Genomic DNA, 25286 nt, shown 5'->3' on the forward strand with positions numbered 1-25286 from the left:
ATATGTATGCAGTATTCATGTTATTAAATAAGCTTATAAGGATTACCATGCTTGAGATCCAAACGAACAGACCCGTTTGGATTTAAATAATATTAATACTGCATTGAATTTACCGATATTGTAAAAAATTCCCTTAAACAGTTTAACACTAACCAAATAAACTGTTTCTATTAAACCATTTTGATGTTATTTGGCAGAAGTAAATAAAGCTAATACTTCTTGCTTACTCGTGTTTGTTTTACACTATATAATGAAAACAATTAATTGACTATTTTTATGATGAAAAGGTTGGAGCAGGAAATTCATCAATTTTGATACGAAGTAAACTATAAGGTTTCTCTCGTAAGTCTTTTCCATAATGAAATCTAGGCTGTCGATGTAATTGGTTCACAATGACATACAAATATTGATCTGGACCGATTGAAAAAGTATCCGGCCACAAAATTCTCGGATCATGTGCGATAGTTTCCATTATGCCATTTGGAAATATCTTACGAATACTGTTGTTTTCGTAATCTCCAGCATAAACAGTTCCCTTTGCGTCGGTGATCATTCCATCAGAAGCACCTTTTTCTCCCCAATACTCCACATGATAAATTAAATCTTTGTCTGGTATAGTTCGGTTCCTTAGAACTTCTGTTGGAATCGAGAAAAGATGACGACTGGTTAGTGGACAAAAAAATAAAACTTTGCCATCGGGAGAAATCGCTATTCCATCAGAAGCCAATCTAAATGGGGAAGTTGAGCCATCTATGTTTCTATTCATCAAAATTTCACCTTCTACCTTCGGTAAAAAATAGGGATCGGGTGAAGTTGATTTTGCTCCATTTAACCGTCTAAACGCGTTTCCATTTGATAAATCTACGACAATAATAGCTCCTGGTCCTTTTGAAGAAGAATCTGTTATATAGGCATAACCTGCTTTTCCAACACGAAAATCAAAACGGACATCATTCAGATAAGTTGTAGGTAGAACAATATCTTCTGTAAAGGTATATACTTTTCTTATTGTATTGGTTTCTAAATCAACAGCGACTAATTTCGCTCCCCCCTTAATAGGTTCAGAAAAATTGGGTGCTGCTGTATCTAATATCCAAAGCGTTCCCCTTCCATCAGCGACTACACTTTGGACACTGATGAAAGTCATTGTGATATTTTCGGAGTTAACCAAATTGGTTTGTAAATTGGGATAAGACTGCAATTTATCTTGAACAATTTCCGCCACTGTAAATTTAACATCGTCTCCCCATTTCGGAAAGCAAATGAAAATACGACCGGTTTCTGAAACAGTAACACCTGTAGGCATAGCCCCATAAAATGCATAAACTAGTTCTAAATTACCGAAATATTTTTCACTAGGTAACATAGGTTTCATAATATCCTCCTCAAACATTCAAACGGGATATCTCATATATATGATTTATATTTTTTCTAATGCATGTTTCTTAATAAGGTTTTCTATACGAAAAGATGGTTGAATTGATTGTTTTCGAAATTTAATAAGTCTCTCAGAAGGAAGGAAACATTTTAATTTAAAGGTCTCCAGATGAAGTAGAATTCAATTAGCAGGTAGTGAAGTTCAATATTCCCAAATCAACGGTAAGCTGTTATAAATAAGAAATTAGGAAAATTTTCTTTTTTAACTTTATGAAGAAATGTATTTAAGCTAAACCGCCTCTTTAGCAATTTAAGTCCCCTACTCTTTTATCATAGCTTTGCTTTTTAAAGAAATTTCGTATAAAGTGATGATTACATAGAATACTGTATCAGTCAGTGGTTTAATAACATTTCGGAGGGAAAATGCCAATGAATACAAAAGAGTTAAGAAATATCCATGCACTCGTAACAGGTGCTTCAAGCGGCCTAGGATTTTCCATGGCGGAGGCTTTGCTTCAAGGTGGCGCCACGGTGGCGTTAGCTTCTAGAGGTGGAACTAAATTGGATCAAGCAGTAGAGAAATTAAAGCGCGAGGGTTATCCTGCTGTTGGAATTCCTTTAGATGTTCGATCAGAACAATCCGTCAATAACGCGGTCGAATGGGTGAAAAGAGAATGGGGGAAACTCGATGTTCTCGTCAATAATGCGGGAATTGGAATGAGGACAGTAAACCCGCGTTTTTTAGTCGAGCCTCAGCCATTTTTCAAAGTAACACCAGAGGGGTTTCGAGATTTAATTGACATCAATCTCACAGGCTATTTTTTAGTAGCTCGAGGGTTTGCTCCTTTAATGATGGAACAAGGTCATGGGCGAATGATTAATATTTCTATGAACCATGAGACTATGAAAAGAAAGGGTTTTGTACCCTATGGACCATCGAGGGCAGCTACTGAATCACTCTCATATATAATGGCCGAAGATTTAAAGGAATATGGAATTATGGTGAATATGCTTTTACCGGGTGGTGCCACTACTACCGGGATGATTCCGGACGAAGTTCGAAAAGAGATTGAATCAAAATTCCAGCTATTAGATCCAAAGGTTATGGCCGAGCCGATTGTTTTTTTAGCCTCAGCTGCTGCAGAGGGAATCACAGGTGAAAGAATAATTGCCACCGATTTTCAAGACTGGCTTCTTAAAAGAAAATAAGTTTTTAATCACAGGGGCGGATCCTTTCCTCTTTGAAAAAGTAGAGCTGTCCCTATGATTATTCTTTTATATTTTATAGAATGTCCAGCTCCAGCACGGGTATCAGCCAATCCGTCAAGAAGACTAAAGAGCAAACCTTCTCGCCAGCTTGTCTAGAGTCACGGTGACCGTTTCTATTTCAAATAAGTGAGAAAGCGGTTGTACATATTAAGCATTTGCTACCCGTTAGTTTAAGTGAAAATGTTCATAACCTGGAAACAATTTTATATCAAAATAGAACCTTGCTTATTCACTGTTTACTAATCTAATTATGGAATTTCCTTAGTATAACCTTCTGCATTAAAGATAAACTATCTTTGTGGAGGTGCTAAACATTGGGTCGAAAATTTGAAATAAACCTTATAAAATTCCTTTATCTCTTTGGTATTAGTTCTTTTATATATTTAATAAAAAAACCACTTGCAAAGGAATGGCTCCTTGTTTTCTTTATAAAAAGTTACTATGCATCATTGGTCGATAATCTGATTGTAAAAAGAGGCTATGTTCAATATCCCACCCGATTTCCAAGACAAGTTAAAACAAGCGTGTTGTTTGATTACATACTTTTCCCAATTACTTGTGTCTTTTATAATCAACTAACTAAGGATTCCCGCATCATTCAGTGCCTTTTAAAAGTTCTGTATTTCAGTATACCTATGACTATTGCTGAGCTGTGGCTAGAAAAAAATACACGCCTTATTAAATATAAAAATGGATGGAATTGGACAACTACTTTTTATTCTCTCTCTTTTTCCTTATTATTGGTTAGATTTACAATGTCTGTTATAAGACATATTTTTAATAATGAGTACGATTTATCTTAGATAGTGCTTGTTAATCAACAACAAGAGGCAAAAAAATATAGGAACATTTGAAGAATGATTAAATCTGCCTATTTGTTTCAATTATTCGCAATTTCTTCTCTACATTAACTTAAATATCCTACTGATTTTCTGTTAATAAACACCAAAAACGGTCAGTTGTATGGAGAATTTTTTTTAATGCGTTAAAGATATCAATCGTTTCTTTAGTCACTTCGATAATTTTGTATGTAGTTACAATTCGATTGTTTCTTTTATCAGTTGATACAGCAAGTACTTTTGGTATTATAATTAAGGTTACTGTGCCTATTCTAGCTTTAGCTACAATCTTAGAGTTTATTTATTCTTTCTTTATCATCAATAGAAGAAACACATCAAAAAAGAGAGCTTTACTCTACAAGAGCAAATAGGTAATTGCTTTATTAAATGTGGAGGAGATCGCTGACTAAGAATTAGAGCAGCAGGGCTAAGAAAGAAGAGTTATTTATTAATTTTGCATATGAACAACCTTAATACAAGGGATACTTTATTTCTGCAATTATCTCATTTGATTCACACACTTTAGGCAGAGATTCTTTAAATGGGAGTATAAAATAACTCATGCATTGCTAACATCTCTAAAGAATTCACCTGTTAACTTGTCCATTAGGAAAATAAAAAAATCCATGAAATCATTTGAATTTCAAGGACTTTTTTATTATGTTTGTTATATGATATCCACTCACTTTAGTAATTCGTTAAAACAGTATAAAATCCTGTCTGCCATATTGATTGTCCTTACTTTCAACCGACTTGTTTCTCAGGTGAATAACTGCTCTTGTTTTGTTTTTTTTCACCTGGTAATTTCATAAATATCATCAAAATAGCACTAACAAAATACAAACCAGCAAATATCCACATGACTCCGTGTACACCCATGCTACCAATGAATGTTCCTACAATTGCAGGTGCAATAAAGTAAGACATTCCAGCCCCAAAACTTACAATAGCCATAGCTGAGCCTTTCTTTTCGGGTGCTAATGAACTTACTAGAGCAGAGAGTGGTACATAACCACATAGAACGATTCCAAAAATTATGCCTACCACAGTTAATGCCCAGAAATTATGCCCGAACATTTGAGGAGTATAAAGCATAACCAGAGTCATTACACCGCAACCGACACTGCCAATCCACATAATTGTCTTTCGCCAACCTAACCATTTGTCACTGATATAAGGAATGACTAAGTTAAAAGAGATATTGGCCACCCACATAGTTCCCCATACTTGTAACCATTCTTCTGTACTGTATCCATATTCAGAGGACAAGTATAGAGGGAAAAAGATTGGAAGAGCACCTACGCCGGTGGAGTTTATTATACGAACAACTCCGCCTATTGCGATTTTTGGCTTTTCAATACAAATAGTTAGTCCACTGAGTAAACTTTTCAATTTTTCCTTGCCATTACCCTTACGTTCATGTACTTGGCCTTTTACAACAACAACTCCAATTAATCCACCGATTAACACCCATACGACCGCACTCCACATTAATCCAATATATCCGATTTTCGGAATCATATAAGCTGGAAAATAACTTCCAACAACATAAAGACCGCCACTCCATGCTGCCCAAAATAGCCCTATTGCCGTAGCTAAAATACGTTCAGGACTGCGATACGTAACCCAAACTAAAAACGAATAGCAAAATAAAGGATAACCAAATCCTCGAATAGCATAAGTCGGTAACATAACTGCATAATTATGCGGTTTTAGACCATATTCAATAAAAAGAATTTGACCTACTAACCAGATAACCAAGCCTGCTATCATAACCTTTCTTGGTCCCCATGCTTCTGTAAGGACACCCGAAAAGTAGGAGGCGATTGCTAATATAGCTCCGTATGCTGCAAAGAGAGTAGAAGATTGTTGAACGGTTAAGCCATGTTCAATAAGATATGGTGAAAGCCAACCATGTTCGAGACCATCTCCTACCATAAAAATTAGAGTTGCGATATAGCCCCAAATCATAGCTGATGGAAGACCTTTGGTGTTTTGCTCTCTTTTTGAAATCGCATTCATTTTAATCACCTCAAAATTATATATTTAACAATGCTGATAGTCACATTTACTCATTAGATGGTTCTCTTCAATGGTTAACGATAAATACCCGATTGGGTATTTATCGTTAATTATATAGAAAATATACTATTACGCCCACCACATTTCAGTTAATTGTTCTTTAAATTGTGCGCCTTTTAATAAAGAGATGGCCTTACTTAATCCTTCATCTAACGAAGCTAGCATATCTTCATGTTCAATGGATATCACATAATCATATCCTACCGCACGAAGCGCACTCACCATATCTTTCCATACTTTTTCGTTTTGCCCATATCCTACGGATCTAAATGTCCACGAACGATTCAAAGTATCACTGTAATGTTTTGTATCTAATACCCCATTAACACTAATGTTTGCCTGATCCAAATACGTATCTTTTGCATGAAAATGAAAAATAGCCTCTTCTCGACCAAGTTTTTTAATGGCTTCTACTGGATTAATCCCTTGCCAAATCAAATGGCTTGGATCAAAATTAGCTCCAATACTTGGCCCAGCATGCTCTCTTAATTTCAAGAGAGTTTCAGGGTTATACACAACAAACCCCGGGTGCATTTCAAGCGCAATTTGATGGATACCGTGTGACTCTGCAAATTTCACTTCCTCTTTCCAGTAAGGAATGACTACTTCATTCCACTGCCAATCTAGGATTTCTGTATATTCCTGTGGCCAAGAGCAGGTTACCCAGTTCGGATTTTTGGCACCTGGGTGGTCACCTGGGCACCCAGAAAATCCATTAATCACCGGCACTTCTAAACGTTCAGCTAATAAAACTGTTTTTCTCCACACATCATGAGCCTTTTTGGCAACTATCTTATTTGGATGCAGTAAATTTCCATGACAACTTAGACCACTTATTGTAAGTCCTCTACTTGTAAGGGCAGCTTGAAATCTTTTTAATTTCTCTGGGCTCTCTAGTAATTCATCGGGATTACAATGACTGTTTCCTGGATAATTGCCTGTGCCCAATTCAACGGCCTCTACACCCATTTCACATAGTTTGTCCAGCATCTCTTCAAAAGGCAAGTTTTGATAAAGAACTGTAAACACCCCTAATTTCATGCACGTACCTCCTGCTTTACCTTCACTTTCATCCATTTTTGTTGTTCATGACTTGCCAAAATGGCGTCGGTAATGCACATGGACATATGTCCATCTTCAAATGTCGCGAAAGTGGCTTTATCACTTAAAGGATTTTTACCTTCTCGAATAAAGGTATAGAAATTCAACAATCCATTTTTTAATGCATCTGGCCAGCCTTCATTATGGCCCCCCGGATGATGAATGGACGATTTTGCTTCAGGATTAAATAAAGTAGGATCTGCAAGAAGAGTTTGATTTGGTTGATCTCGATAGCCAATCCACAGCTTTTCTGGTTCTTCTTGATTCCAAAAAGCAGAATTTTGACTGCAAGCGATTTCGAAGCTTAGTCTATTTTTTCGCCCTGCACTTACTTGAGACACAGTAAATAAGCCTTTTACCCCGTCTTCAAAACGTACAAGAACAGATGCATAGTCTTCTGTGTTAATCGGAACATCTTCATATGCTTCTTCTTGTCCTTTTTGTCCCCCAAAAGTAGATCCTTGAGAAGTAGATTTTTTTCTTACTGGTATAACAGTTGCTAAATCAGCAAAAACTTCGACGATTTTTTTACCTGTTACATATTGAACTGTATCACACCAATGAGAACCGATATCCGCTACCGCTCGTGATTTCCCTCCGACTTCAGGAGCTAAACGCCAATTAAAGTCTGTTTCGAACAATAACCAGTCTTGTAAATAACTTCCGTGCACTAAGTTGACTTTCCCTAACTCACCGTTTCTGATCATTGTTTCTAATTGTTTTACAATCGGAAATTGGCGGTAGTTAAAGTTTACGCCATGTACGACCTGGTGCTCTTTAGCTAATTTCAATAGCTCGGCTGATTCTTCACTAGACATAGCTAATGGTTTCTCCGATAACACATGTTTGCCTGCTTGAATAATTTCTTTATTAATTTGAAAGTGAAGGTGATTAGGTGTACAGTTATGAACAACTTGAATCTCACTGTCTTTTAACATGTCACGATAATCCCCATAAGCTTTCGGAATTCCAAGTTCAACCGCTTTTTGTTCTGCTACTTCCTGGCCATGTTCTGCTAATCCAACTACTTCTACAAAACCGAGTCTTCTGATAGCCTCAATATGAGTAGGTCCAATAAACCCTGTCCCAATAACTCCAACTTTTATTTTTTCCATTTCTTTCTCCACCTTAATAAACTGTATTTTCCATGATTTCTTTTACTTACGTAGTAGCTAAAAAGAGAATTAAAACCTTTATATATAGCCGTTTGCTGACTTGCCTCTATTGATCTGAATCACAAATCAACAACTCTATTTCTAATAAAGGCTAGTCTACTAGGACTAGCCACTACTAAACTATTGCTTAAGCTTTCACTAAATTTTCTGTAAGATTAACCCATACACCTTTTTCAGCTGATTCAAGGATAGCATCTGAAATAACGGCGATTTGATAACCGTCTTCAAAATCTGGTGATACGCTTGTATCTTCAGCGATTGATTTGAGGAAATCATATGTTTCAATAATTTTTGTTTCCCCGTACCCAATTCCTAATGCTGGGATTGGCCATAGACCTTCTCCATATGGATGTGCAGGTCCTGTATAAACCGTTCTGAATCCGCGGCTATCACTTGGATCATTGGAGAAACATACTTGAAGCTCATCACGGCGTTCATAGTTAAAGTATAATGAACCTTTCTCTCCGTGAATTTCAAATGTTAAGAAGTTGTTGCGACCCCAGGCATTACGAGTCGCTTCAATGCTTCCAACTGCGCCGTTATCAAATTTAATTAAAGTTGAAAATTCATCGTCTACATCAACTTTACCTTTTGGTACATCAGTTTCTGCTTTTACAGTTCCTAGTTTATCTACCCCGCCACTTTGAATCGGTCTTTCACCAATCCATGTCTTTGCAATAGCCATTACTTCTGAAATGTCACCCACAAGATATCTTGCAAAGTCAATCACATGTGTTCCGATATCACCTAATGCACCTGAACCAGCTCGCTCTTTTTGGAAGCGCCATGATAAAGGCGAGTTAGGATCCGCAGACCAGTCTTGCAGGTATGTGCCTCGGAAGTTTAAAATCTTTCCGATTCTTCCTTCCTCAATATATTTTTTTGCTAGAGCAACGGCTGGTGTTCTGCGATAGTTAAATGCGACCATATGTTTAACACCTGCTTCTTTTACTGCGTCAAGCATTGTTTTTGCTTCTGCTGCAGTTCGTGCTAACGGTTTTTCTGAAATGATATGTTTACCTGCTTTGGCAGCTGCAATGGCAATCTCTGCATGAGAGTCATTTGGTGTTACAATATCAATAATATCAATTTCAGGATCTTCTACTACCTTTCTCCAATCAGATGAATAGTTTTCAAATCCTAAACGTTCTGCTGCATCTTTTGCTAACTCTTCGGTCACATCAACCACTGTGTGTCGTTGAGGAACTGCTGGCGCCGGCCAAAAAAACATTGGCATACCTGCATAAGCAAGTGCATGCGCTTTCCCCATAAATCCTCCGCCAATCATACCTACGTTTAACTTTTTCATTTTTATTCTCCTCCTATGAAAGTAGTCTATTTATTCTGATCTATTATCTTTTAAATAACATTTTCTATATCGTTATGGTAAATTAGACTTCAAGTTTCTAATATATTATCTCTGCTACTTTCTTCTTGACCTTAAGACTTATTTGCCGTTTCAAAACTTAATAAGAAGTTAAAACTGATTTCTGCTCCTTTTTTCGGATCATTATAGCTATCTAATTCTACTGTAAGCCATTCATCATATCCAATTTCATCCAGAACTTGGATCATTTGATCAAACTTTTGATGTCCTTCTCCTAAAGGAAGAAATTCTCCATTATAATAATCTTTGAAATGAATATATTTAATGCGATCTGCATATTTTTTAATTACTTCTACCGGATTCCCTCCACCTGCTTCGATATGCGCTGTATCCGGACATAAATTAATCGTTGTTAGTGCCATTAATTTGTCCAGCTGGTCTGGGGCCTCTACGTTTGTTCCTAAATGCGGGTGATAACTTGGAATAAGATTATATTTCTCTGCAATTACTACTACTCGATTAAGAGCATTGCCTAAATCAGTGTAATCGCTTTCTAAAATACCATTCGCACGGATAGCTCCTCCGCCAATTACTAGATGCTTCGCTCCTAGTTCAGAAGCAAGAGCTGCAACCTCTTCAATTTTTAATAATTCTTCTTCCAAAATATCTGGAAAAATAAAATTCCCTCCAGTGTAAACTCCAATAAAGTCTAAAGAGTAACGGTTCAGCAATGCTCTAAATTCTTCTTTTCTATCTTTAAATTCCATTAGATTTCCGTCAAACATTTCAAATCCTTTATATCCAACTTCTGCAATATCCTTTAAAGCTTCTTCTGTTGATCCATTTGCAAGGTAATAAAGGTCTTTTATCGAAGTGACTCCGGCAGGATGCCCTACTACCCCGCCCCACGTATTTGTCTGATATCCTAGTTTCATGGTTTCTCTCCTATCTTTAAAGATTCCTTATGAGTACATGGTGTATTAATACTGGGATTTCATCACCTCCTTAAATTAATTTAGATAAGAAATAATTGAATCAAAATACATGTAATCGATTACAAAGTATTCTAGAAAAAGACTATATTTTTTAATTTATTATAAGAAGAAGCTGTGTTTACTACCTGTATTTGTAATTGATTGTACTTATCAAGAACCCAAACTAAAAATCCCTTTTTAATCGGATATTAAGCAATTCTTTTTCCAACCATTTGTAATCGATTACATCTTAATTTTTAAAAAATAAGAAGATTTAAATCATCAGATACATTTTCAAAAGAACTCTTATTCCCTTATGAAAGATGTGTTGAGCATGAATCGCGTATGATAAGCTGATCTTCCATTAAATATTGATGTCTTTCAATTTCTTCCTTATTCATCAACTTTATAAGTAATTTCATTGCCATCGTGCCCATCTCAAAAGCTGGCTGTGAGATGGTTGTAAGAGCCGGTTTGAAAATAGATGAAAATTTTATATCATCAAATCCTACTACGGAAATATCATGTGGAACACTTAATCCTTTTGAAGAAATAGCATTTATAGCTCCAAATGCCATCTCATCATTGGCTGCGAACACGGCTGTCGGAGGATGATTAAGATCCAATAATTGATTCATTATATTAAAACCGCTTTCATAAGAAAAATCACCCTCCTGCACTAGAATGGACTCAACTGTCAGGTTGTATCGTGTCATTGTCTGATAAAATCCTTTTAATCGATCTTGGCCTATCACTCCACCTAGGGGACCTGATATAAATCCTATCCTTTTATGTCCCAGCTTAACCAAATATTCTGTTGCTTTTTGAGCCCCGCTGATATTATTAATAGAAACGGTGGGGATGGCTGAACCTTCTATATATTCACATGCCAAAACTACAGGATATTTGAGAGCCATTTCCTCAATGTTCTTCGATTTCATTCTCGCCGTTAGTAAAACCATTCCATCAGCTTTTTTTTGCAGAAGTATATTTAAATACCCATTTTCTCTTTCTAAATCATTGCCCGTATCCCCAAGCAGAACTTGATATCCGTTTATGACAGCTACAGACTCAATTCCTCTTAATACCTTCGAAAAAAAAGGATTTGTTATATCAGGTACAATGACTAGAATGGTTTTCGTTTCTAATGTTCTTAACTGGCGAGCTAATGCATTTGGCTGATAGTTTAATTCTTTAATTACTTGTAATACTTTCTCAGTCGTTTCTTCCGTTACAGTGTTAGGTTTACTTAGCACTCTTGACACTGTAGCAGTTGAAACATTTGCTTTTTTTGCTACATCTATTATTCGCACCATTTTACGACTCTCTTTTCTTGTTCTTCTCTATAACAGAATTGTAATCGCATACAAAAATATTGTCTAATTGGATTCAGACAACATTTTCTGAGGTTCAAACTCTTTAAAAATCCTTTTAAGCGTCGTTTTTATCCATATAAACAAAAAAACAACAAATTAAAAAAACTCAGCAATTATTGCTGAGCTCTATGTTTTATAATAATTTGTACCTTTGCAGATTGTCTACTTTATGCTTGGAAATCCTTGCAGTTTCCTTATAATCTTTAAAATAGGCTTTATACATTTGACCCGTTGCTTCAATTCTTGTTAAAAGTTCCACATTTATAATATAAGATCTATGAGATATCATAAACCTAGAATCAACGGCACCTTCCAAGCTAGTTAAAGCTTCATTTGTCTCGAATTTACCATTTTTAGTATGAATAACAGATTTCCGATCAAGTCTTTCAATAAAGATAATTTCTTCTAATGGAATAAACATTATATTTTTCTGCTGTTTAATCATTAAATCCTTTTTAAATGAATGTTCTTTATCGACTAGTGAAATAGACACTTGGGAAGCTCTCTCTAAAGCACCATATAAACGATTTCTATCAATTGGCTTTAAAATATAGTCTACTGCCTTTACGTTAAATGCCTCAAGTGCATAATTATCATGACCAGTAATAAAAATAACTTGTAAAGTCGGGAAAAGTTCTTTACATGCTTTAACCGCTTCCATCCCATTCAATAAGGGCATTCCGATATCGACTAAAGCAAGATCCGGTTTTTCTTTCGTAACATAGTGTATCAATTCTTCACCGTTGGCGGCCTCTCCAACAATTTTATATTTGGATAAACTCCCAATAAAGTACCTTAACAATTTTCTTGAGGTAACATCATCGTCTGCGATCAATACTTTCATCTTGTTGTTCCCCCTTTTCCCTAGCGTTTCTTGATTTCGCAACACTTTGAATAATATCTGGAGCATCTTCATTATAAACGAGCTGCCAAGCATCAATTACATTTTCTTTCATTACTTTTAGAGACGGAACGGCTACATAGGGTGGCGCTTGTTTTCCAAGTAGGGCATACCCTGCTAGAATCGCTTCGGCGACTCCTTGCTGGTATGGTAGCTGGGCACCTAGCCCTTTAATAGGTCCATCCTGTGCAATTTCCAAGGCGACGTTCATACCCAAATCCATTGTCGTAATGACTAAATTGCTTTTTTTTGCAGTACGAGTTGCCCTCAAAGCTCCTTCAGCCGGTACATCCCATACAACAAAAATACCATTTAAATCCTGATGTTCAGCAATCATACCGGATGCCACTTTTTCTCCATCATTCGAATCAGTAATTCCCCTGCGATCGACAATTTGAATGTCAGGGTACCTTTCCTTTATAGTTTTTTCAAATGCTTCCGTTCTTTGTTTGGTTGCAAAAAAATCAGCATCATGGTAAATAATCCCGACCTTACCCTTTCTATCTAATTTCTCAGCCATGATATTAGCCGATTCAATGCCATTTCCATAATTGTCAGCAGAAACAATACTTACATAATCTTTCCCATGCTGCAAACCATTCGGTGTATTGTCCATAAACACCAGCTTGACACCAGCTTGGGCTGCTTTTTGATATACACTTGCAGTTAATTCTGGATCAACTGGAATGCTCACCAGGATATCCGGTTTTTTGGCTAAAATGCTTTCAATGTCAGCTACTTGCTTTTTCCATTTAAATTCTGCATTTGTCACCGCTACTACCTCAATGCCCATTTTCTCAAAAGTAGTTTGCATTCCTTCCAATTGAGACCTTGACCAATCACTTCCAGTATAATGCATAGCAATAGCAGCCTTATATTTCTTTTTCTTAATTTTTTTTAGCTCTTTCAAAGATAAACGAAGTGTTTTTGCTGAGGCAGCTTCCTCGCCATGTGGTCCCGTACTTAAAATTTTATGATCTGGAATATTTTGATTAATTGTATTGTTTAGCGTTTCACTTAGGATTGTCAAAAACTCTTGTACATGAATGGGCTTTGTTAAATAGTTATCAAATCCTTTATCTAATGTATATTGAATATCCTTTGGCATTGCATTCGCACTTACAGCGATGACAGCAATATCTTTCGTTTCTTTGCCTGCTTTTAAAATTTCAAATACTTCATATCCATTAATATCTGGGAGGTTAATATCAAGAAGAACCAAATCTATTTTTTCGTTTGCTACAATTTCTATTCCTTCTTTTCCTGTACGAGCTGATAAGAGCGTATAGGAAGGCTGCGATTTAATGATGTTACTTACTAAGTGCAAGTTGGATTCGTTATCTTCTATATATAGCAAACGATAGTTATCTTCCTTCCTATTATTTGTTGGAGGAAATTCAGTTTGTTCACCCCATTGTATGACAGTCTTTGAATCATTTGGAAGAGGAAGGCTAAAACAAAACTCACTTCCTGTTCCTTTATTGCTTGTTACATTAATATCCCCACCCATTAGATGCACCAGCTGTTTAACTAAAGATAACCCAATCCCTGTACCTTCTTCTTTTGTATTTTCGATTCGATAAAATGGAACAAACACTTTAGTATATTCCTCTACAGAAAAACCTACACCTGTATCTACGATATGAATGTACTGCTTATTCTCTTGTAAACGACAGAAAACAATGACTTTTCCATTTTCTTGATTGTATTTAATAGCATTATCAAGTAAATTCAGCAATATTTGTTTAAGACGTATAGGATCAGCAAGAACCATCATATCTTCCCATTGATCCAGTTGGCTATAAATACTAATATTCTTCTTCTTAGCCAATGGTTGTACAATATTGATACATTCCTTGATGACAGTTAAAAGATGAACTTCCTCTACAGAAATCTTTAAATTTCCCGTTTCTATTCTTGACACGTCTAAAATATCATTAATTAAACTTAATAAATGGCTTCCTCCACTTAAAATCTCCTGTACAAAATCACGCTGTTGTTCATTTAAAGATTCATCCATCTCCAATAATTGAGCAAAACCCAGAATTCCATTCAACGGAGTACGCAGTTCATGACTCATCTTAGACAAAAAACTTGATTTGGCCATGTTCACTTTTTCAGCTTCTTCTTTTGCCTGAACAATAACTCTTTCCATTTTTTTTTGTTCTGTGATATCCTCAAACTCCCACAAGTAGCCTACAAAATTATTTTTCTCATTTAAGGGAAAACAATTGTAGCGTAGTGTCATACCTGTATCTATTTTAATTTCTTTCGTAATTTTTGTTAGTTTTTCTGTATTTTCGAGCTTAATTTTATTAATTTCTTTATCAAAAAGGTAATGTAAATCCGAAGCGTGCATCCCAATATGGCAATCAATTTCACCCTTCAACTGGAAAAGTTCGTAAAATTTCCTATTTAAGAGCCTTATTTTTTTATTGCAATCTGTTACTGCAATCCCATTATCTAACCAATCAATCAAACTACGCTGGAATGCATAGGAATTCATTAATTTTTGTTCTTGTTCTTTTTGAAGAATTTCCTCTTCCATAATCTTTTTATTAGTAATGTCCACACAAGTTCCGACTACTTCAGCTACTTTATCCTTATGAAATAAAGGTCTTAAATAAATTACATAATAAATACCTCTAAATTTACCTTCATATTCAATGTACTGTCCTGCCCATGCTTTTTTGTAATAACTGTTTAGCAAATTGGCAGTGTCAATATCATCCCAATACAAATCATGAAGCGTCTTTCCGACGATATCCTCTCGATTAACCCCTAACGTATACAATAATTCTCCCTCGGCAAAAGTATGAATAAACTCGTTACTTCTTTGTACAAACTTAAAAATCATCCCGGTATCAGTAAAGCCTGGCTGTGAAATATATCTGAAATCCTTCATTTGTTTCGCCCCTAGTTAGTTTAAAAAATATAATATGGATTCTATATGATAAATCCCTTACTTTACGTTCTTTACAGTGCTTGAAGATTAATTTGAAACCAATTATTCATTCTAATGATTATTGTAATCGCTTTACAAATTATACTTTTATTATTATAAGCTTCACTATATTGATTAGTCTAACAATACTTACCCATAAGGCTGTCACGCTTTTATTAAAGAAGGAATGGATCAAAACAGGGGGGCGTCTTTTTAACATTCTTAAAAGGAAAGATATGGATGTTGTTAATCCTTCTATAGAGCATGTCATTTTCCTTCATCTGTTCCTGCTGCTGTTGACGGGTTATCAAAGCCCCCAGTGAATTCGTTCTACATGTAAATAATTTACATATAGGTATTCTACTGCGTGTCCGCATAGTATCACAACTAAAGCAGCATTATTAAGAATTTCAGGATTAATTACATGAGATGTTTGGTTTGAGATATCGATTCCTACTTCATTCATTGTTTTTACGGCATTAGGATTTAAAGCATGAACTTCAAGTCCAGCACTTTTTACCTCCCACTATTTCCCTTTATACTTTTTAGCCTAACCTTCTTCCATGTCATATTTAAATCAAAAAGTTTGATGTAATTAAAAGAGTTCTTGTTCGACTAACCCATCTGTTAGCTAACAAGAAAAAGGACTACCAAAGCGTTTAACCCTAACTATTACCAATTAATTTTCCGGATTATATGTACATTATAACTACTTAATATAATTCACCTATAAAAACATTATAGAATGTTTCCTCCCATATTCGGAACACTAACATTGTATTCACGTAAAAAAGGAGGGTAATCAGAAATGGATATTCAAAAATTAGCCGATCATGAGTCATTGGATCTACATGAAGTTATTAACTTTAAAACCCTTTGCTTAGCGAAATCAAAACTAATGCAAGGACTTGTATTTGATGATGATTTGAGAGCATTGATGAAAAAAGATGTTGAACAATCGATACAATCGCTGGAAGAATTACAGGCAGTTTATCAACGTGCACCTTTTGAAGCCCCTGTTCCTCAAAACCGGCCAACACCAATAATCGATTGAAAGGGAGGCAAATTCAGTGAATCATGACTATTTAGATCCTATAAACTCGCTACACGTACCAGAGCTCGCAGATACCACATTTGCGATGGATTTTCTTCTTCGTGCCAAGGAAGGCGTTCGCAATATTGCTGTTGCATTAACGGAGTCCGCATCACCTGATGTTAGAACCCTCTTACGAAAACAGTTAATGCAAGGGATTGCCATGCACCAAGAAATTACAGAACTAATGATTAGTAAAAAATGGTTCCATCCATACGAATTAAGTGAACAATATCAATTAGACCAACTCTCTGCCAACAATACATTGATGATTGGCAAAATGAATCTATTTCCTGTTGAGACCAATAGAAAAGGTCTGTTTGACCGAACACCTGATGAACACTAACACTGGAGGATATCTATCATGAAGGCAGTAACGTATCAAGGTATTAAAAATGTTGTAGTCAAAGAAGTTCCAGATCCAAAGATTCAAAAACGAGATGACATGATTATTAAAGTAACCAGTACAGCTATATGTGGGTCTGATTTGCATTTAATTCATGGCATGATTCCTAACCTGCAGGAAAACTATGTGATTGGCCATGAACCAATGGGAATCGTCGAAGAAGTTGGTCCAGATGTGACGAAAGTAAAAAAGGGAGATCGTGTTATTATTCCTTTTAATATAGCATGCGGTGAATGTCTTTACTGTAAAAACCATTTGGAAAGCCAATGTGATAATTCCAATGATAATGGTGATATGGGTGCCTATTTCGGATATTCTGGTACGACGGGTGGCTATCCAGGTGGGCAAGCTGAATATTTAAGAGTACCGTTTGCTAACTTTACTCATTTCAAAATTCCAGAGACTTGTGAAGAACCAGATGAAAAGTTAGCAGTTATTGCCGATGCAATGACTACTGGTTATTGGAGTGTTGACAATGCAGGCGTAAAGGGTGGAGATACAGTTATTGTTCTTGGCTGTGGTCCGGTTGGCCTTTTTGCTCAAAAATTCTGTTGGCTAAAAGGAGCAAAGCGTGTCATTGCCGTTGATTATGTAGATTATCGTTTGCAACACGCCAAACGTACCAACAAAGTTGAAATTGTAAATTTCGCACATTTTGAAAATGCAGGAATGCATTTGAAAGAAATGACGAAGGGCGGCGCTGATGTTGTCATCGATGCCGTTGGTATGGACGGTAAAATGACTGATATGGAGTTCCTTGCGAGTGGAATGAAACTGCAGGGCGGAGCATTTGGTGCGTTTATCATGGCTTCACAAGCAGTACGTAAAGGCGGGACAATCCAAGTTACAGGCGTTTACGGTGGCAAATATAATGGATTCCCAATGGGAGATATTATGAACCGAAACGTCAATATTCGCTCTGGACAAGCACCTGTGATCCACTATATGCCATATATGTTTGAATTAGTTTCGACCGGAAAAATTGATCCAGGAGATGTCGTGAGTCATGTACTTCCACTTAGTGAAGCAAAGCGTGGCTATGAGATTTTTGACACTAAAATGGATAATTGTATAAAAGTCTTGTTAAAACCTTGAGGAAGGAGGTAGAAAAAATGAATTACGCTTTACATGAAGTTCTTGAGGTCCATGAAATGGCTGCATTTAAGACCAATTGTTTGACTAAGTCCAAAACGATGAGAGGATTAGTTACAGATCAGCAATTAAAAGATATTATGCAGCAAGACATAGATGTATCTACGAGACAGTTACAAGAATATACTTCTATCCTTTCCAACGCTAAGCAGTAAAAGAGGAGATGAATGAACATGAATCCAATTATTGAAAATTTAACTGGCATGAATGCCCTATCGGATCAAGTGGTTGCAATGGATTTATTGATTGCAGCTAAAAGTGGAGTTAGAAATTATGCCATGGCAGTTACGGAGGCCGGAACGCCTGAAATTAAAGAAATGCTCACTCACCATTTAGTGGAAGCTCTTGATATGCATGAACAAATATCTGCATACATGGTGGAAAAAGGATGGTACCACGCTTGGGATACAAATGAACAAATCACTTTAGATTTAAATAATATCGATACAGCGTTGAACTTACCCACTCTATAAAAATAAAATAGGAGCAGTTTAACATTACCAACCTAAACTGTTCCTAATAAACCGTTTATATTTAAATAATGGAATTCTTTAAAGAAAAGACATCCAATACGATTACAAATTGGATGTCTTTTCTTTTAGAATTAGAGATAAATTAAGCCAATTACGAATTATTGGCTTCATGCTTACCCGTTCAAATATAAAAAAATGAACCAATTATTCTTTATACCAAATAGTAGTATAAGGAAATTAATCAATTTTCATATTAAGTAAACTATAAGGTTCGTGTCCTAAATCTTTTCTAGAATGAAATCTAGCCTGCAGATCTAATTGAGTCAAAATGACATACCAATTAAATCAACTTATTATAAAAAAGCCGAGACACGTAATTCCCTAGCTTTTTTGAGTTTCTATCGCTTGTTTAACCGTTGCATAGGTTTTAATAGATGAGAAATCAATTCCATTTCTAACAATGGTTTGGGCCAATTCAGGTCCTATACCAGTCATCATCACCTCAATACCTTGTAAGCGGAGAACACTGTAAATATCAAAGAGGTAACGTTCAGCTATAGCGTCTATAGTTAAGATACCTGAGAAATCAACAATTAGATACTCTACCCTCATTTCAAGAATTTTCAAGATAACATTATTCAAGATATATTCCGCTCTTTCTGAATCAATAGATCCAATTAATGGGAGAACGGCAGTTTTATCTTGAATGGGGACCACAGGAACAGATAATTTCAATACTTCTTGTTGCGTCTTTTGAATAATTTTATCTTTCACTTGTTCAAATATTATAATGGTTTCATTAATACTTATATCGAGCAAATAGTTAAATCGTTTATTAATAAATACCAATTCTTCTGAAGAAAGTCCATGCTCTATACTTATTTTAGTAAGGTAATCGATAAAGACTAGGCGCGTAGGAGGATAGCGTGCAATAATAATAGAGACTCTCTCCCCTTGAGATGCTGTACGCTTACCATTGGTCTTACTCCATTCAACAAGCCCTTCAGGTACGTTGTTTTCACTACTAAAGAGACTCTTTCCTAAAAACTTAATAAATTCAGTATAGACGATAATTGCTTGTTCAAGTTCCTCTTGTAAAGCCTCAAAATTAGGTTTCTGAGAAATTTCTTGCACAATTTCATTTGCTAACATTTCTGCATTATCATCTAAGTACTTAGCAACGCCTATAATCCCTTTCAATAATTGTCACTCCCTCATTTTCTTATTCATGAATGCATTTAGGCAGTCGTTTTATTTCTTGCTTTCCTATTTATTGTTTTAAAAACGAATAAGGAGATTTTCTGTCGCCTTTTGTAAACTTGATTTTATAGTCAAATTATTGAAATCAATAGCAATACTTACAATAGTCTGTGCAACTTCCAGACGAATTCCTGTTAAGACTGTTTCTACACCTAGAAGCTTTAACGCGTCTATCACTTTGAAAATCCCATCTGCTACCATGGTATCTATAATATAAACACTCTATAAATCTACTATTAAACGTTGAAACTGTAGTCTGTTCGCTGATTTCAACGCTTCCTCCATTGGATAATTGGCTCTTTCCGTATCTATATTTCCAATGAGAGGCAAACTAAAAATAGTCATTCTTTTAGCTAAAGGGACAACTAGAACCGATAATTCAAGAAAGGCGGCTTTGCGCACGTTCAAGGGTTAATTGATAGAAATGCACATAACTTAAACTAAAGGAATAAGCAGCATGATCTAGCAAAGGATCAATAATTCCGCCGACTTCAAATACCGTATCTATTGATAGATTATTTTCCTTTATTACTTCCTTCAATATCTTCCATAAGAAAGTGCGATAATCTTTTGTATCTTTTAATGCTTCATCCAATGACACCTTCAAATTGCAAAACATTTCCTCTGTTTCTTTTCCCCATTGGGTAAATTTTTGAAGTGCTCTTTCTTCATTTAAGTAATCCCTAAGAACTTCACCAAATAGAATTATAAAGTGAGCTCGGATATTAATAAGTTCCACTTCAAGAGGAGACAATTGTTTCTTTTATTCTTCTGTAATACCATCTATTCTATTTTCATGTACTTCATTAGCGATTTCAAATCTATATTCTAAGATTTTATCCCCTAAAAATCCTATTGCACCTTTCATGGTCTCCTCCGAAAATCCTGTTGAGGCTATTATTCAGTTTTTATACTAATTATACCACCACGTGTCAAAACACTTATTTTTTTGTAAATTTCTCAGTATAAAGTTCTCTACTCTAATCTTCATAATTTATTAAACAATTTGTTACAAAGGATTAAAAAAATCAAAGCCGAATTCGCCTTCTGGGATATGATTAATCCAATAAATAGAAATCTTGTATGTTATACACATCATAAAACAGAAAACTACTAATCCAGTAGTTTTTCTGTATATTAAAATATAGACATTAAGCTGATGCCTTATGGCTGCTTGAATAGTTTACTCAATATATTAAAGGACATTTAACGTCGGAATATGTAAAATTCACACAAATAAGAATACCTTATTACTCTGTAGATTTTTTAGAAATTTTACTAAAACCACTCTGAGGTGAACTATGAAAACAATTAACTCTATATCTAGTTCTAAAAAATTTGATAAAGGTCATGTCTTTTACCGTTTTGAAGATAAACAATTTTACATAAATAATTTAATGCGTTTTATTAAGAATGGATTAGAGAGTAAACAATGTATATTGATAATTGAGAATATGAGAGCACTTCCCCTAATAAAAGCTACTATTGATAAAAAGTTTAATCATAAACAAAAAGAATCTATTCGTTTAGTTAATAATTTTGATTATTACTTGGCAAATGGTGATTTTCACACAAAAACTATTCTTACTCATTTTCAAGAAGATTTGTCTATATTGAAAATGAAAAATACGATGATAAGAACATGGGCTCACGTAGAATGGGCTTCAGAGAAACCAGATATTCTTTTACTAGAAGAATTTGAATCAACTGCCGATAATTTTGTTGAGGAGGAGGGTATAGTTTCAGTTTGTGCATATGCTGCTGATTCTTTATCTTCTACTTTGGATACTACTCTGCAGCAATTACATCAATTCATTATGACAGATCATAATTTTTTTATTTCCCCCTTTTACAAGGGAGGAAGTTGTTAAAGTCTTGGCCATGAATCTACATATTCATGGCTTTTTTGGTTCCTATATAGGACATTATGGTAACCACGTGAAGAGTTTTATGAACCAACTGGGTTACAGCATCCTTCTTATTTACTTACTAAAAAGATTATAACAGTAGCTAATTTTGTATTATTCCCGATAATTGGTTTTATGGTAATTAGAAAAGACTACTTAAACATATACTTTAACACCGCTATATATAAGGGTGTTAAGTATGGGTATATCTTTTTATAATGGCCAAATATGCGTTGAAGGGATAATCTGCGGATCGTTTATAGAAATAGGCATTACTTTTATAGCCCTATTCGTCATATATGTAGCTTACGAAGCAATCTATAAAAAAGACCGTCCATAATTTTAGAAATTGTGGACGGTCTTTGATTTGCTTATTCGTCAATCTTTACTAAATGTAAATCGCTCTTGATAGTTTCTTACACAATATCTCGATTCAATTTTTCATCTTTAACCACTTTAATTCTTTCTACTTTTCCTACAAGGAAGATATAAGAAAGTGCTCCTAGAAGAGCCAATGCCGCTATGAATACTAGCGCTGGGGCAAAGTTTCCTCCTTTTGCTAAGAAACCAATAACAATTGGAACAATAATAGAAGCTAAACCTCCGATAAAGTTAAACACTCCACCCGTTAAACCGACTAAATGTTTAGGCGCTAAGGTTGAAACAAACACCCATGTAATAGAAGCCAGGCCATTTCCAAAAAACGCAATAGCCATAAACATGATAATGAGAGATGTGCTATTTACATAATTGGCTCCGATAATTGAAGTTGATAAAAGCAGCCCTACGATAATCGGTGTTTTTCTTGCAATCCCTAGTGATACTCCTTTTTTCACTAAGGCGTCAGATACAAAGCCTGATAATAATACCCCTACAAACGCTGCTAAAAACGGAGCAGATGCTAGGAAGCCTGATTTTAAGAAATCTAACCCTCTATATTCCACAAGGTATGTTGGAAACCAGGTAAGGAAGAACCATAAAGTAGAGTTTACGGCAAACTGACCTAAATAGATGCCCCATAGCTTCCGGTGAGAAAAAGCTTCTTTAAGATTTCCCCATTCAAATTTTGCTCTTTCTCCTTTCTTATCCGCAGCTTTAACTAAGCCTCCACCTTCTTCGATATGCTGTAGCTCTGCTTTATTTACTTTGCTATGCTGAGAAGGATCACGGTAAAAAATGTACCATATAATGCCCCATGCTATACCGATAATTCCGGTAGTAATAAACAGACCTCTCCAGCCTAAAAAGTGCTGAATGGTCACCAATGTAGGTGTTAAAAATGCTAGCCCTGCAAACTGTCCTGAAGTATAAAAAGCAATAGCTGATGCTCTTTCCTGATTTGGAAACCAGCTGGTAACTACTTTATTATTGGTAGGAAAAGCCGGTGCTTCGAATGCTCCTGTGGCTAAACGCAGACCAAAAAGACTCACAAATCCCTTAGTAAATCCTTGCAGCAGCGTAACAATAGACCAGGTAATTAGACTAACGGCATACGTAACACGAGCACCAAAACGGTCAGCCATTACCCCTCCTGGTATTTGTAAAGCGGCATAAGCCCATCCAAAGGCTGAAAATATAAGGCCCAGTTCTACTGATGATAGCTTTAAATCCTTGGACATGGCTGTGGCGGCTACAGAAATATTACTTCGATCCATATAGTTGATGACAACGCTTACGAAAATAAATGCTAAAACACGAAATCTAACGCGAGTCGGCTTTTCGCTATACCCCTTCATTCCCTTATCCCCCCTGTATATGACTAGTTTAAAAAGAAGATCTGACTGACCGTTATTTATCAATCAGACCTTTCCTGCTAAAATGGTTTCCCCATTACCATTCTGCTACAGAACCATCTTTATGACGCCATACTGGATTACGCCAATTATGACCGATATCAGCCATTTTTCTAACATGGTCTTCATTAATTTCAATACCTAAGCCAGGTCCGTCAGGAATCTTTACGAATCCTTCTTCATATTTAAATACGTGGTTATCAACAATATAATCTAGTAAATCACTGCCTTGGTTATAGTGAATGCCTAAACTTTGCTCTTGAATAAATGCGTTGTGGCACGTTGCATCTACTTGAAGACAAGCGGCTAATGCAATAGGTCCTAACGGGCAATGAGGCGCAGCTGCTACATCAAAGGCTTCAGCCATTGAAATAATTTTCTTACATTCTGTAATTCCTCCTGCATGTGATAAATCAGGCTGAATAATATCAACGTAGCCGTCTGTTAAGAGCTTTTTAAACTCCCATTTTGAAAACATTCTTTCTCCTGTCGCAATAGGAATGGATACATGGTTGGCAATTTCTCTTAATGCCTCATTGTTTTCGGGCAAAACCGGCTCCTCGATAAACATTGGACGATAGACCTCTAGTTCTTTAGCTAAAATTTTTGCCATTGGCTTATGTACTCGTCCGTGAAAATCAATACCTATTCCTACATAAGGCCCCACTGCTTCTCTGACAGCAGCGATACGTTCTACTACTTGATCAATTTTTTCATATGAATCCACGTATTGAAGCTCTTCTGTTCCATTCATTTTTACTGCTGTAAATCCTTGTGAGACAACTTCTCTGGCTGCTTCGCCTACATCTGAAGGCCGGTCTCCTCCAATCCACGAATACACTTTAATGGATTCTCTTGCTTTTCCGCCTAATAGTTGATGTACAGGAGCATCGTAATATTTTCCTTTTATGTCCCACAAAGCTTGGTCAATCCCGGATATGGCACTCATTAAAATAGGTCCACCTCGATAGAAACCACCTCGGTACATAACGTTCCAATGGTCTTCAATATTTAACGGATCTTTGCCAATAAGATACTCCATTAGCTCGTCTACTGCAGCTTTAACGGTAGAGGCTCTTCCTTCAATAACTGGTTCTCCCCACCCAACAATTCCTTCGTCCGTTTCTATTTTTAAAAATAACCAGCGTGGCGGCACTTGAAACAATTCATAATTAGTAATTTTCATGTAATTTTTCCCCTTTCGTTATACCATTCACTGCGGCTACGTATGCTTTAGCCTTTTGTGTTAGCTCCTGCAGGTATGCATGAGTAATTTCACGATTTGTATCTACTAAAGAACTTCCAATCCCAAACCCTACAGCACCTGCTTCTTCAAATTCTTGAATATTGTCTAAGCTCACTCCTCCTGTTGGAAGAAGTGGAATATGAGGAAGCGGCCCTCGAATATCTTTAATATAGCTAGCCCCCAGCCTAGCAGGAAATACTTTGATAATATCTCCCCCATTTTCAAATGCCGTTAGGATTTCAGTAGGTGAAAAAGCACCAGGGATACTAACCGCACCGTATCTTTTTGTTAGTTTAATCGTTTCCGTGTTAACAGTTGGAGAAAGGATAAATTTTGCACCTGCTAAAATAGCTGACCGTGCTGTTTCAGGGTCAAGCACTGTACCCGCTCCTACTAGCACTTGATCACCAAGCTCTGTAGAAACCTCTTTAATGGCTGAAAGTGCGTCCGGCGAATTGAGAGTAATCTCTATATTTTTTACACCGCCGTCATTCAGCGCAGAGGCAATTTTCACTACATCCTGCGGTTTGGCTCCTCTAATAATCGCAACGATTTTATGCTCTAATAAATGTGATAAACTATCCGTCATGG

Annotated in this window: 23 protein-coding genes and 1 pseudogene; 8 read left to right on the plus strand and 16 right to left on the minus strand. The window is 35.9% G+C overall.

The window, feature by feature from the left end; genetic code table 11:
- Positions 1-274: 274 nt before the first annotated feature.
- A complete protein-coding gene (locus OK414_RS19120) occupies positions 275-1375 on the minus strand; it encodes a major royal jelly family protein (RefSeq protein ID WP_263044935.1) in 1101 nt (366 codons plus the stop codon).
- A gap of 425 nt (positions 1376-1800) precedes the next feature.
- Here OK414_RS19120 and OK414_RS19125 point away from each other — a divergent pair, with 425 nt between their 5' ends.
- Both OK414_RS19125 and OK414_RS19130 read left to right on the plus strand, forming a co-directional pair.
- Positions 1801-2586 carry an SDR family NAD(P)-dependent oxidoreductase gene (locus OK414_RS19125; RefSeq protein ID WP_016766268.1) on the plus strand — a complete coding sequence of 262 codons (786 nt, stop codon included), beginning with the start codon at positions 1801-1803 and terminating at the stop codon, positions 2584-2586.
- Positions 2587-2960: 374 nt separating this feature from the next.
- Positions 2961-3449: a CBO0543 family protein gene (locus tag OK414_RS19130; RefSeq protein ID WP_034649939.1), complete on the plus strand. Its 489-nt coding sequence runs from the start codon at positions 2961-2963 to the stop codon at positions 3447-3449.
- 780 nt (positions 3450-4229) lie between these two features.
- Here the strand turns inward: OK414_RS19130 and OK414_RS19135 are convergent.
- The 9 genes and pseudogenes from OK414_RS19135 to OK414_RS29920 all read right to left on the minus strand — a co-directional run.
- Positions 4230-5507, minus strand: a complete 1278-nt coding sequence (locus OK414_RS19135) for an MFS transporter (protein ID WP_263044936.1) — start codon at positions 5505-5507, stop codon at positions 4230-4232.
- Positions 5508-5636: 129 nt separating this feature from the next.
- On the minus strand, positions 5637-6608 hold the full coding sequence (locus OK414_RS19140; RefSeq protein WP_047933505.1) for a sugar phosphate isomerase/epimerase family protein: 972 nt from the start codon (positions 6606-6608) through the stop codon (positions 5637-5639).
- Entirely contained in the window at positions 6605-7783 is a 1179-nt protein-coding gene (locus OK414_RS19145; RefSeq protein WP_016766272.1) for a Gfo/Idh/MocA family protein, read from the minus strand. The genes OK414_RS19140 and OK414_RS19145 overlap by 4 nt, the downstream gene beginning before the upstream one ends.
- 187 nt (positions 7784-7970) lie before the next feature.
- Positions 7971-9152 (minus strand): Gfo/Idh/MocA family protein, encoded by a 1182-nt coding sequence (locus OK414_RS19150; protein WP_263044937.1) that lies wholly within the window; start codon positions 9150-9152, stop codon positions 7971-7973.
- Between the two features lie 131 nt (positions 9153-9283).
- A complete protein-coding gene (locus tag OK414_RS19155) occupies positions 9284-10105 on the minus strand; it encodes a sugar phosphate isomerase/epimerase family protein (protein WP_034649933.1) in 822 nt (273 codons plus the stop codon).
- Between the two features lie 353 nt (positions 10106-10458).
- The gene (locus OK414_RS19160) at positions 10459-11460 is read right to left on the minus strand and encodes a LacI family DNA-binding transcriptional regulator (RefSeq protein WP_263044938.1); all 1002 of its coding nucleotides are present in this window, start codon (positions 11458-11460) and stop codon (positions 10459-10461) included.
- Between the two features lie 193 nt (positions 11461-11653).
- Complete coding sequence (locus tag OK414_RS19165) at positions 11654-12364, minus strand: LytR/AlgR family response regulator transcription factor (protein WP_034649929.1); 711 nt, start codon at positions 12362-12364, stop codon at positions 11654-11656.
- Positions 12339-15326: a substrate-binding domain-containing protein gene (locus OK414_RS19170; RefSeq protein ID WP_263044939.1), complete on the minus strand. Its 2988-nt coding sequence runs from the start codon at positions 15324-15326 to the stop codon at positions 12339-12341. The genes OK414_RS19165 and OK414_RS19170 overlap by 26 nt, the downstream gene beginning before the upstream one ends.
- Before the next feature lie 309 nt (positions 15327-15635).
- A pseudogene (locus tag OK414_RS29920) lies at positions 15636-15915 on the minus strand (arsenate reductase); the annotation flags it as partial.
- Positions 15916-16173: 258 nt separating this feature from the next.
- On the opposite strand from OK414_RS29920, the gene OK414_RS19180 reads away from it, so the two are divergent.
- Genes OK414_RS19180 through OK414_RS19200 form a run of 5 tightly spaced genes read left to right on the plus strand, consistent with a single transcriptional unit; the run spans position 16174 to position 18489 of the window.
- The gene (locus tag OK414_RS19180; protein WP_263044941.1) at positions 16174-16419 is read left to right on the plus strand and encodes a spore gernimation protein GerQ; all 246 of its coding nucleotides are present in this window, start codon (positions 16174-16176) and stop codon (positions 16417-16419) included.
- A 16-nt stretch (positions 16420-16435) separates the two neighbouring features.
- Entirely contained in the window at positions 16436-16804 is a 369-nt protein-coding gene (locus OK414_RS19185; protein WP_013084321.1) for a spore coat protein, read from the plus strand.
- Between the two features lie 18 nt (positions 16805-16822).
- Positions 16823-17959, plus strand: coding sequence for a zinc-dependent alcohol dehydrogenase (locus OK414_RS19190; protein WP_016766280.1), 1137 nt, complete (start codon positions 16823-16825; stop codon positions 17957-17959).
- Positions 17960-17976: 17 nt separating this feature from the next.
- Entirely contained in the window at positions 17977-18171 is a 195-nt protein-coding gene (locus OK414_RS19195) for a hypothetical protein (RefSeq protein ID WP_013084323.1), read from the plus strand.
- An 18-nt stretch (positions 18172-18189) separates the two neighbouring features.
- Positions 18190-18489 (plus strand): spore coat protein, encoded by a 300-nt coding sequence (locus OK414_RS19200; RefSeq protein ID WP_016766281.1) that lies wholly within the window; start codon positions 18190-18192, stop codon positions 18487-18489.
- A gap of 381 nt (positions 18490-18870) precedes the next feature.
- Here OK414_RS19200 and OK414_RS19205 read toward each other — a convergent pair whose 3' ends face one another.
- From OK414_RS19205 to OK414_RS19210, 3 genes are all read right to left on the minus strand, one after another.
- A complete protein-coding gene (locus tag OK414_RS19205) occupies positions 18871-19689 on the minus strand; it encodes an STAS domain-containing protein (protein ID WP_013084325.1) in 819 nt (272 codons plus the stop codon).
- 78 nt (positions 19690-19767) lie between these two features.
- Positions 19768-19950 (minus strand): hypothetical protein, encoded by a 183-nt coding sequence (locus OK414_RS29980; protein ID WP_404932047.1) that lies wholly within the window; start codon positions 19948-19950, stop codon positions 19768-19770.
- 178 nt (positions 19951-20128) lie between these two features.
- Entirely contained in the window at positions 20129-20503 is a 375-nt protein-coding gene (locus tag OK414_RS19210) for a hypothetical protein (protein WP_263044942.1), read from the minus strand.
- A gap of 547 nt (positions 20504-21050) precedes the next feature.
- Between OK414_RS19210 and OK414_RS19215 the strand changes: the two genes are divergently transcribed.
- Entirely contained in the window at positions 21051-21620 is a 570-nt protein-coding gene (locus OK414_RS19215; RefSeq protein ID WP_263044943.1) for an MEDS domain-containing protein, read from the plus strand.
- Positions 21621-22072: 452 nt separating this feature from the next.
- Here OK414_RS19215 and OK414_RS19220 read toward each other — a convergent pair whose 3' ends face one another.
- The 3 genes from OK414_RS19220 to OK414_RS19230 all read right to left on the minus strand — a co-directional run bounded on the left by OK414_RS19220 (position 22073) and on the right by OK414_RS19230 (position 25284).
- Entirely contained in the window at positions 22073-23392 is a 1320-nt protein-coding gene (locus tag OK414_RS19220) for an MFS transporter (RefSeq protein ID WP_221778069.1), read from the minus strand.
- A 94-nt stretch (positions 23393-23486) separates the two neighbouring features.
- A complete protein-coding gene (dgoD, locus tag OK414_RS19225) occupies positions 23487-24635 on the minus strand; it encodes a galactonate dehydratase (protein WP_028409932.1) in 1149 nt (382 codons plus the stop codon).
- Positions 24622-25284 carry a bifunctional 4-hydroxy-2-oxoglutarate aldolase/2-dehydro-3-deoxy-phosphogluconate aldolase gene (locus tag OK414_RS19230; protein WP_095378485.1) on the minus strand — a complete coding sequence of 221 codons (663 nt, stop codon included), beginning with the start codon at positions 25282-25284 and terminating at the stop codon, positions 24622-24624. Before OK414_RS19230 ends, dgoD begins: the two co-directional genes overlap by 14 nt.
- Between the last annotated feature and the right edge of the window lie 2 nt (positions 25285-25286).

This window comes from Priestia sp. JV24 (genome assembly GCF_025910025.1).
Taxonomy (GTDB): domain Bacteria; phylum Bacillota; class Bacilli; order Bacillales; family Bacillaceae_H; genus Priestia; species Priestia megaterium.

What these genes read in the sequence shown, in the direction of transcription:
- OK414_RS29980 (WP_404932047.1), bottom strand. Translation starts at nt 19,950, where the DNA reads ATGGTAGCAGATGGGATTTTCAAAGTGATAGACGCGTTAAAGCTTCTA.
- OK414_RS19140 (WP_047933505.1), bottom strand. Translation starts at nt 6,608, where the DNA reads ATGAAATTAGGGGTGTTTACAGTTCTTTATCAAAACTTGCCTTTTGAA.
- OK414_RS19215 (WP_263044943.1), top strand. Translation starts at nt 21,051, where the DNA reads ATGAAAACAATTAACTCTATATCTAGTTCTAAAAAATTTGATAAAGGT.
- OK414_RS19135 (WP_263044936.1), bottom strand. Translation starts at nt 5,507, where the DNA reads ATGAATGCGATTTCAAAAAGAGAGCAAAACACCAAAGGTCTTCCATCA.
- OK414_RS19195 (WP_013084323.1), top strand. Translation starts at nt 17,977, where the DNA reads ATGAATTACGCTTTACATGAAGTTCTTGAGGTCCATGAAATGGCTGCA.
- OK414_RS19160 (WP_263044938.1), bottom strand. Translation starts at nt 11,460, where the DNA reads ATGGTGCGAATAATAGATGTAGCAAAAAAAGCAAATGTTTCAACTGCT.
- OK414_RS19220 (WP_221778069.1), bottom strand. Translation starts at nt 23,392, where the DNA reads ATGAAGGGGTATAGCGAAAAGCCGACTCGCGTTAGATTTCGTGTTTTA.
- OK414_RS19200 (WP_016766281.1), top strand. Translation starts at nt 18,190, where the DNA reads ATGAATCCAATTATTGAAAATTTAACTGGCATGAATGCCCTATCGGAT.
- OK414_RS19120 (WP_263044935.1), bottom strand. Translation starts at nt 1,375, where the DNA reads ATGAAACCTATGTTACCTAGTGAAAAATATTTCGGTAATTTAGAACTA.
- OK414_RS19230 (WP_095378485.1), bottom strand. Translation starts at nt 25,284, where the DNA reads ATGACGGATAGTTTATCACATTTATTAGAGCATAAAATCGTTGCGATT.
- OK414_RS19155 (WP_034649933.1), bottom strand. Translation starts at nt 10,105, where the DNA reads ATGAAACTAGGATATCAGACAAATACGTGGGGCGGGGTAGTAGGGCAT.
- OK414_RS19145 (WP_016766272.1), bottom strand. Translation starts at nt 7,783, where the DNA reads ATGGAAAAAATAAAAGTTGGAGTTATTGGGACAGGGTTTATTGGACCT.
- OK414_RS19165 (WP_034649929.1), bottom strand. Translation starts at nt 12,364, where the DNA reads ATGAAAGTATTGATCGCAGACGATGATGTTACCTCAAGAAAATTGTTA.
- OK414_RS19150 (WP_263044937.1), bottom strand. Translation starts at nt 9,152, where the DNA reads ATGAAAAAGTTAAACGTAGGTATGATTGGCGGAGGATTTATGGGGAAA.
- OK414_RS19125 (WP_016766268.1), top strand. Translation starts at nt 1,801, where the DNA reads ATGCCAATGAATACAAAAGAGTTAAGAAATATCCATGCACTCGTAACA.
- OK414_RS19170 (WP_263044939.1), bottom strand. Translation starts at nt 15,326, where the DNA reads ATGAAGGATTTCAGATATATTTCACAGCCAGGCTTTACTGATACCGGG.
- dgoD (WP_028409932.1), bottom strand. Translation starts at nt 24,635, where the DNA reads ATGAAAATTACTAATTATGAATTGTTTCAAGTGCCGCCACGCTGGTTA.
- OK414_RS19180 (WP_263044941.1), top strand. Translation starts at nt 16,174, where the DNA reads ATGGATATTCAAAAATTAGCCGATCATGAGTCATTGGATCTACATGAA.
- OK414_RS19190 (WP_016766280.1), top strand. Translation starts at nt 16,823, where the DNA reads ATGAAGGCAGTAACGTATCAAGGTATTAAAAATGTTGTAGTCAAAGAA.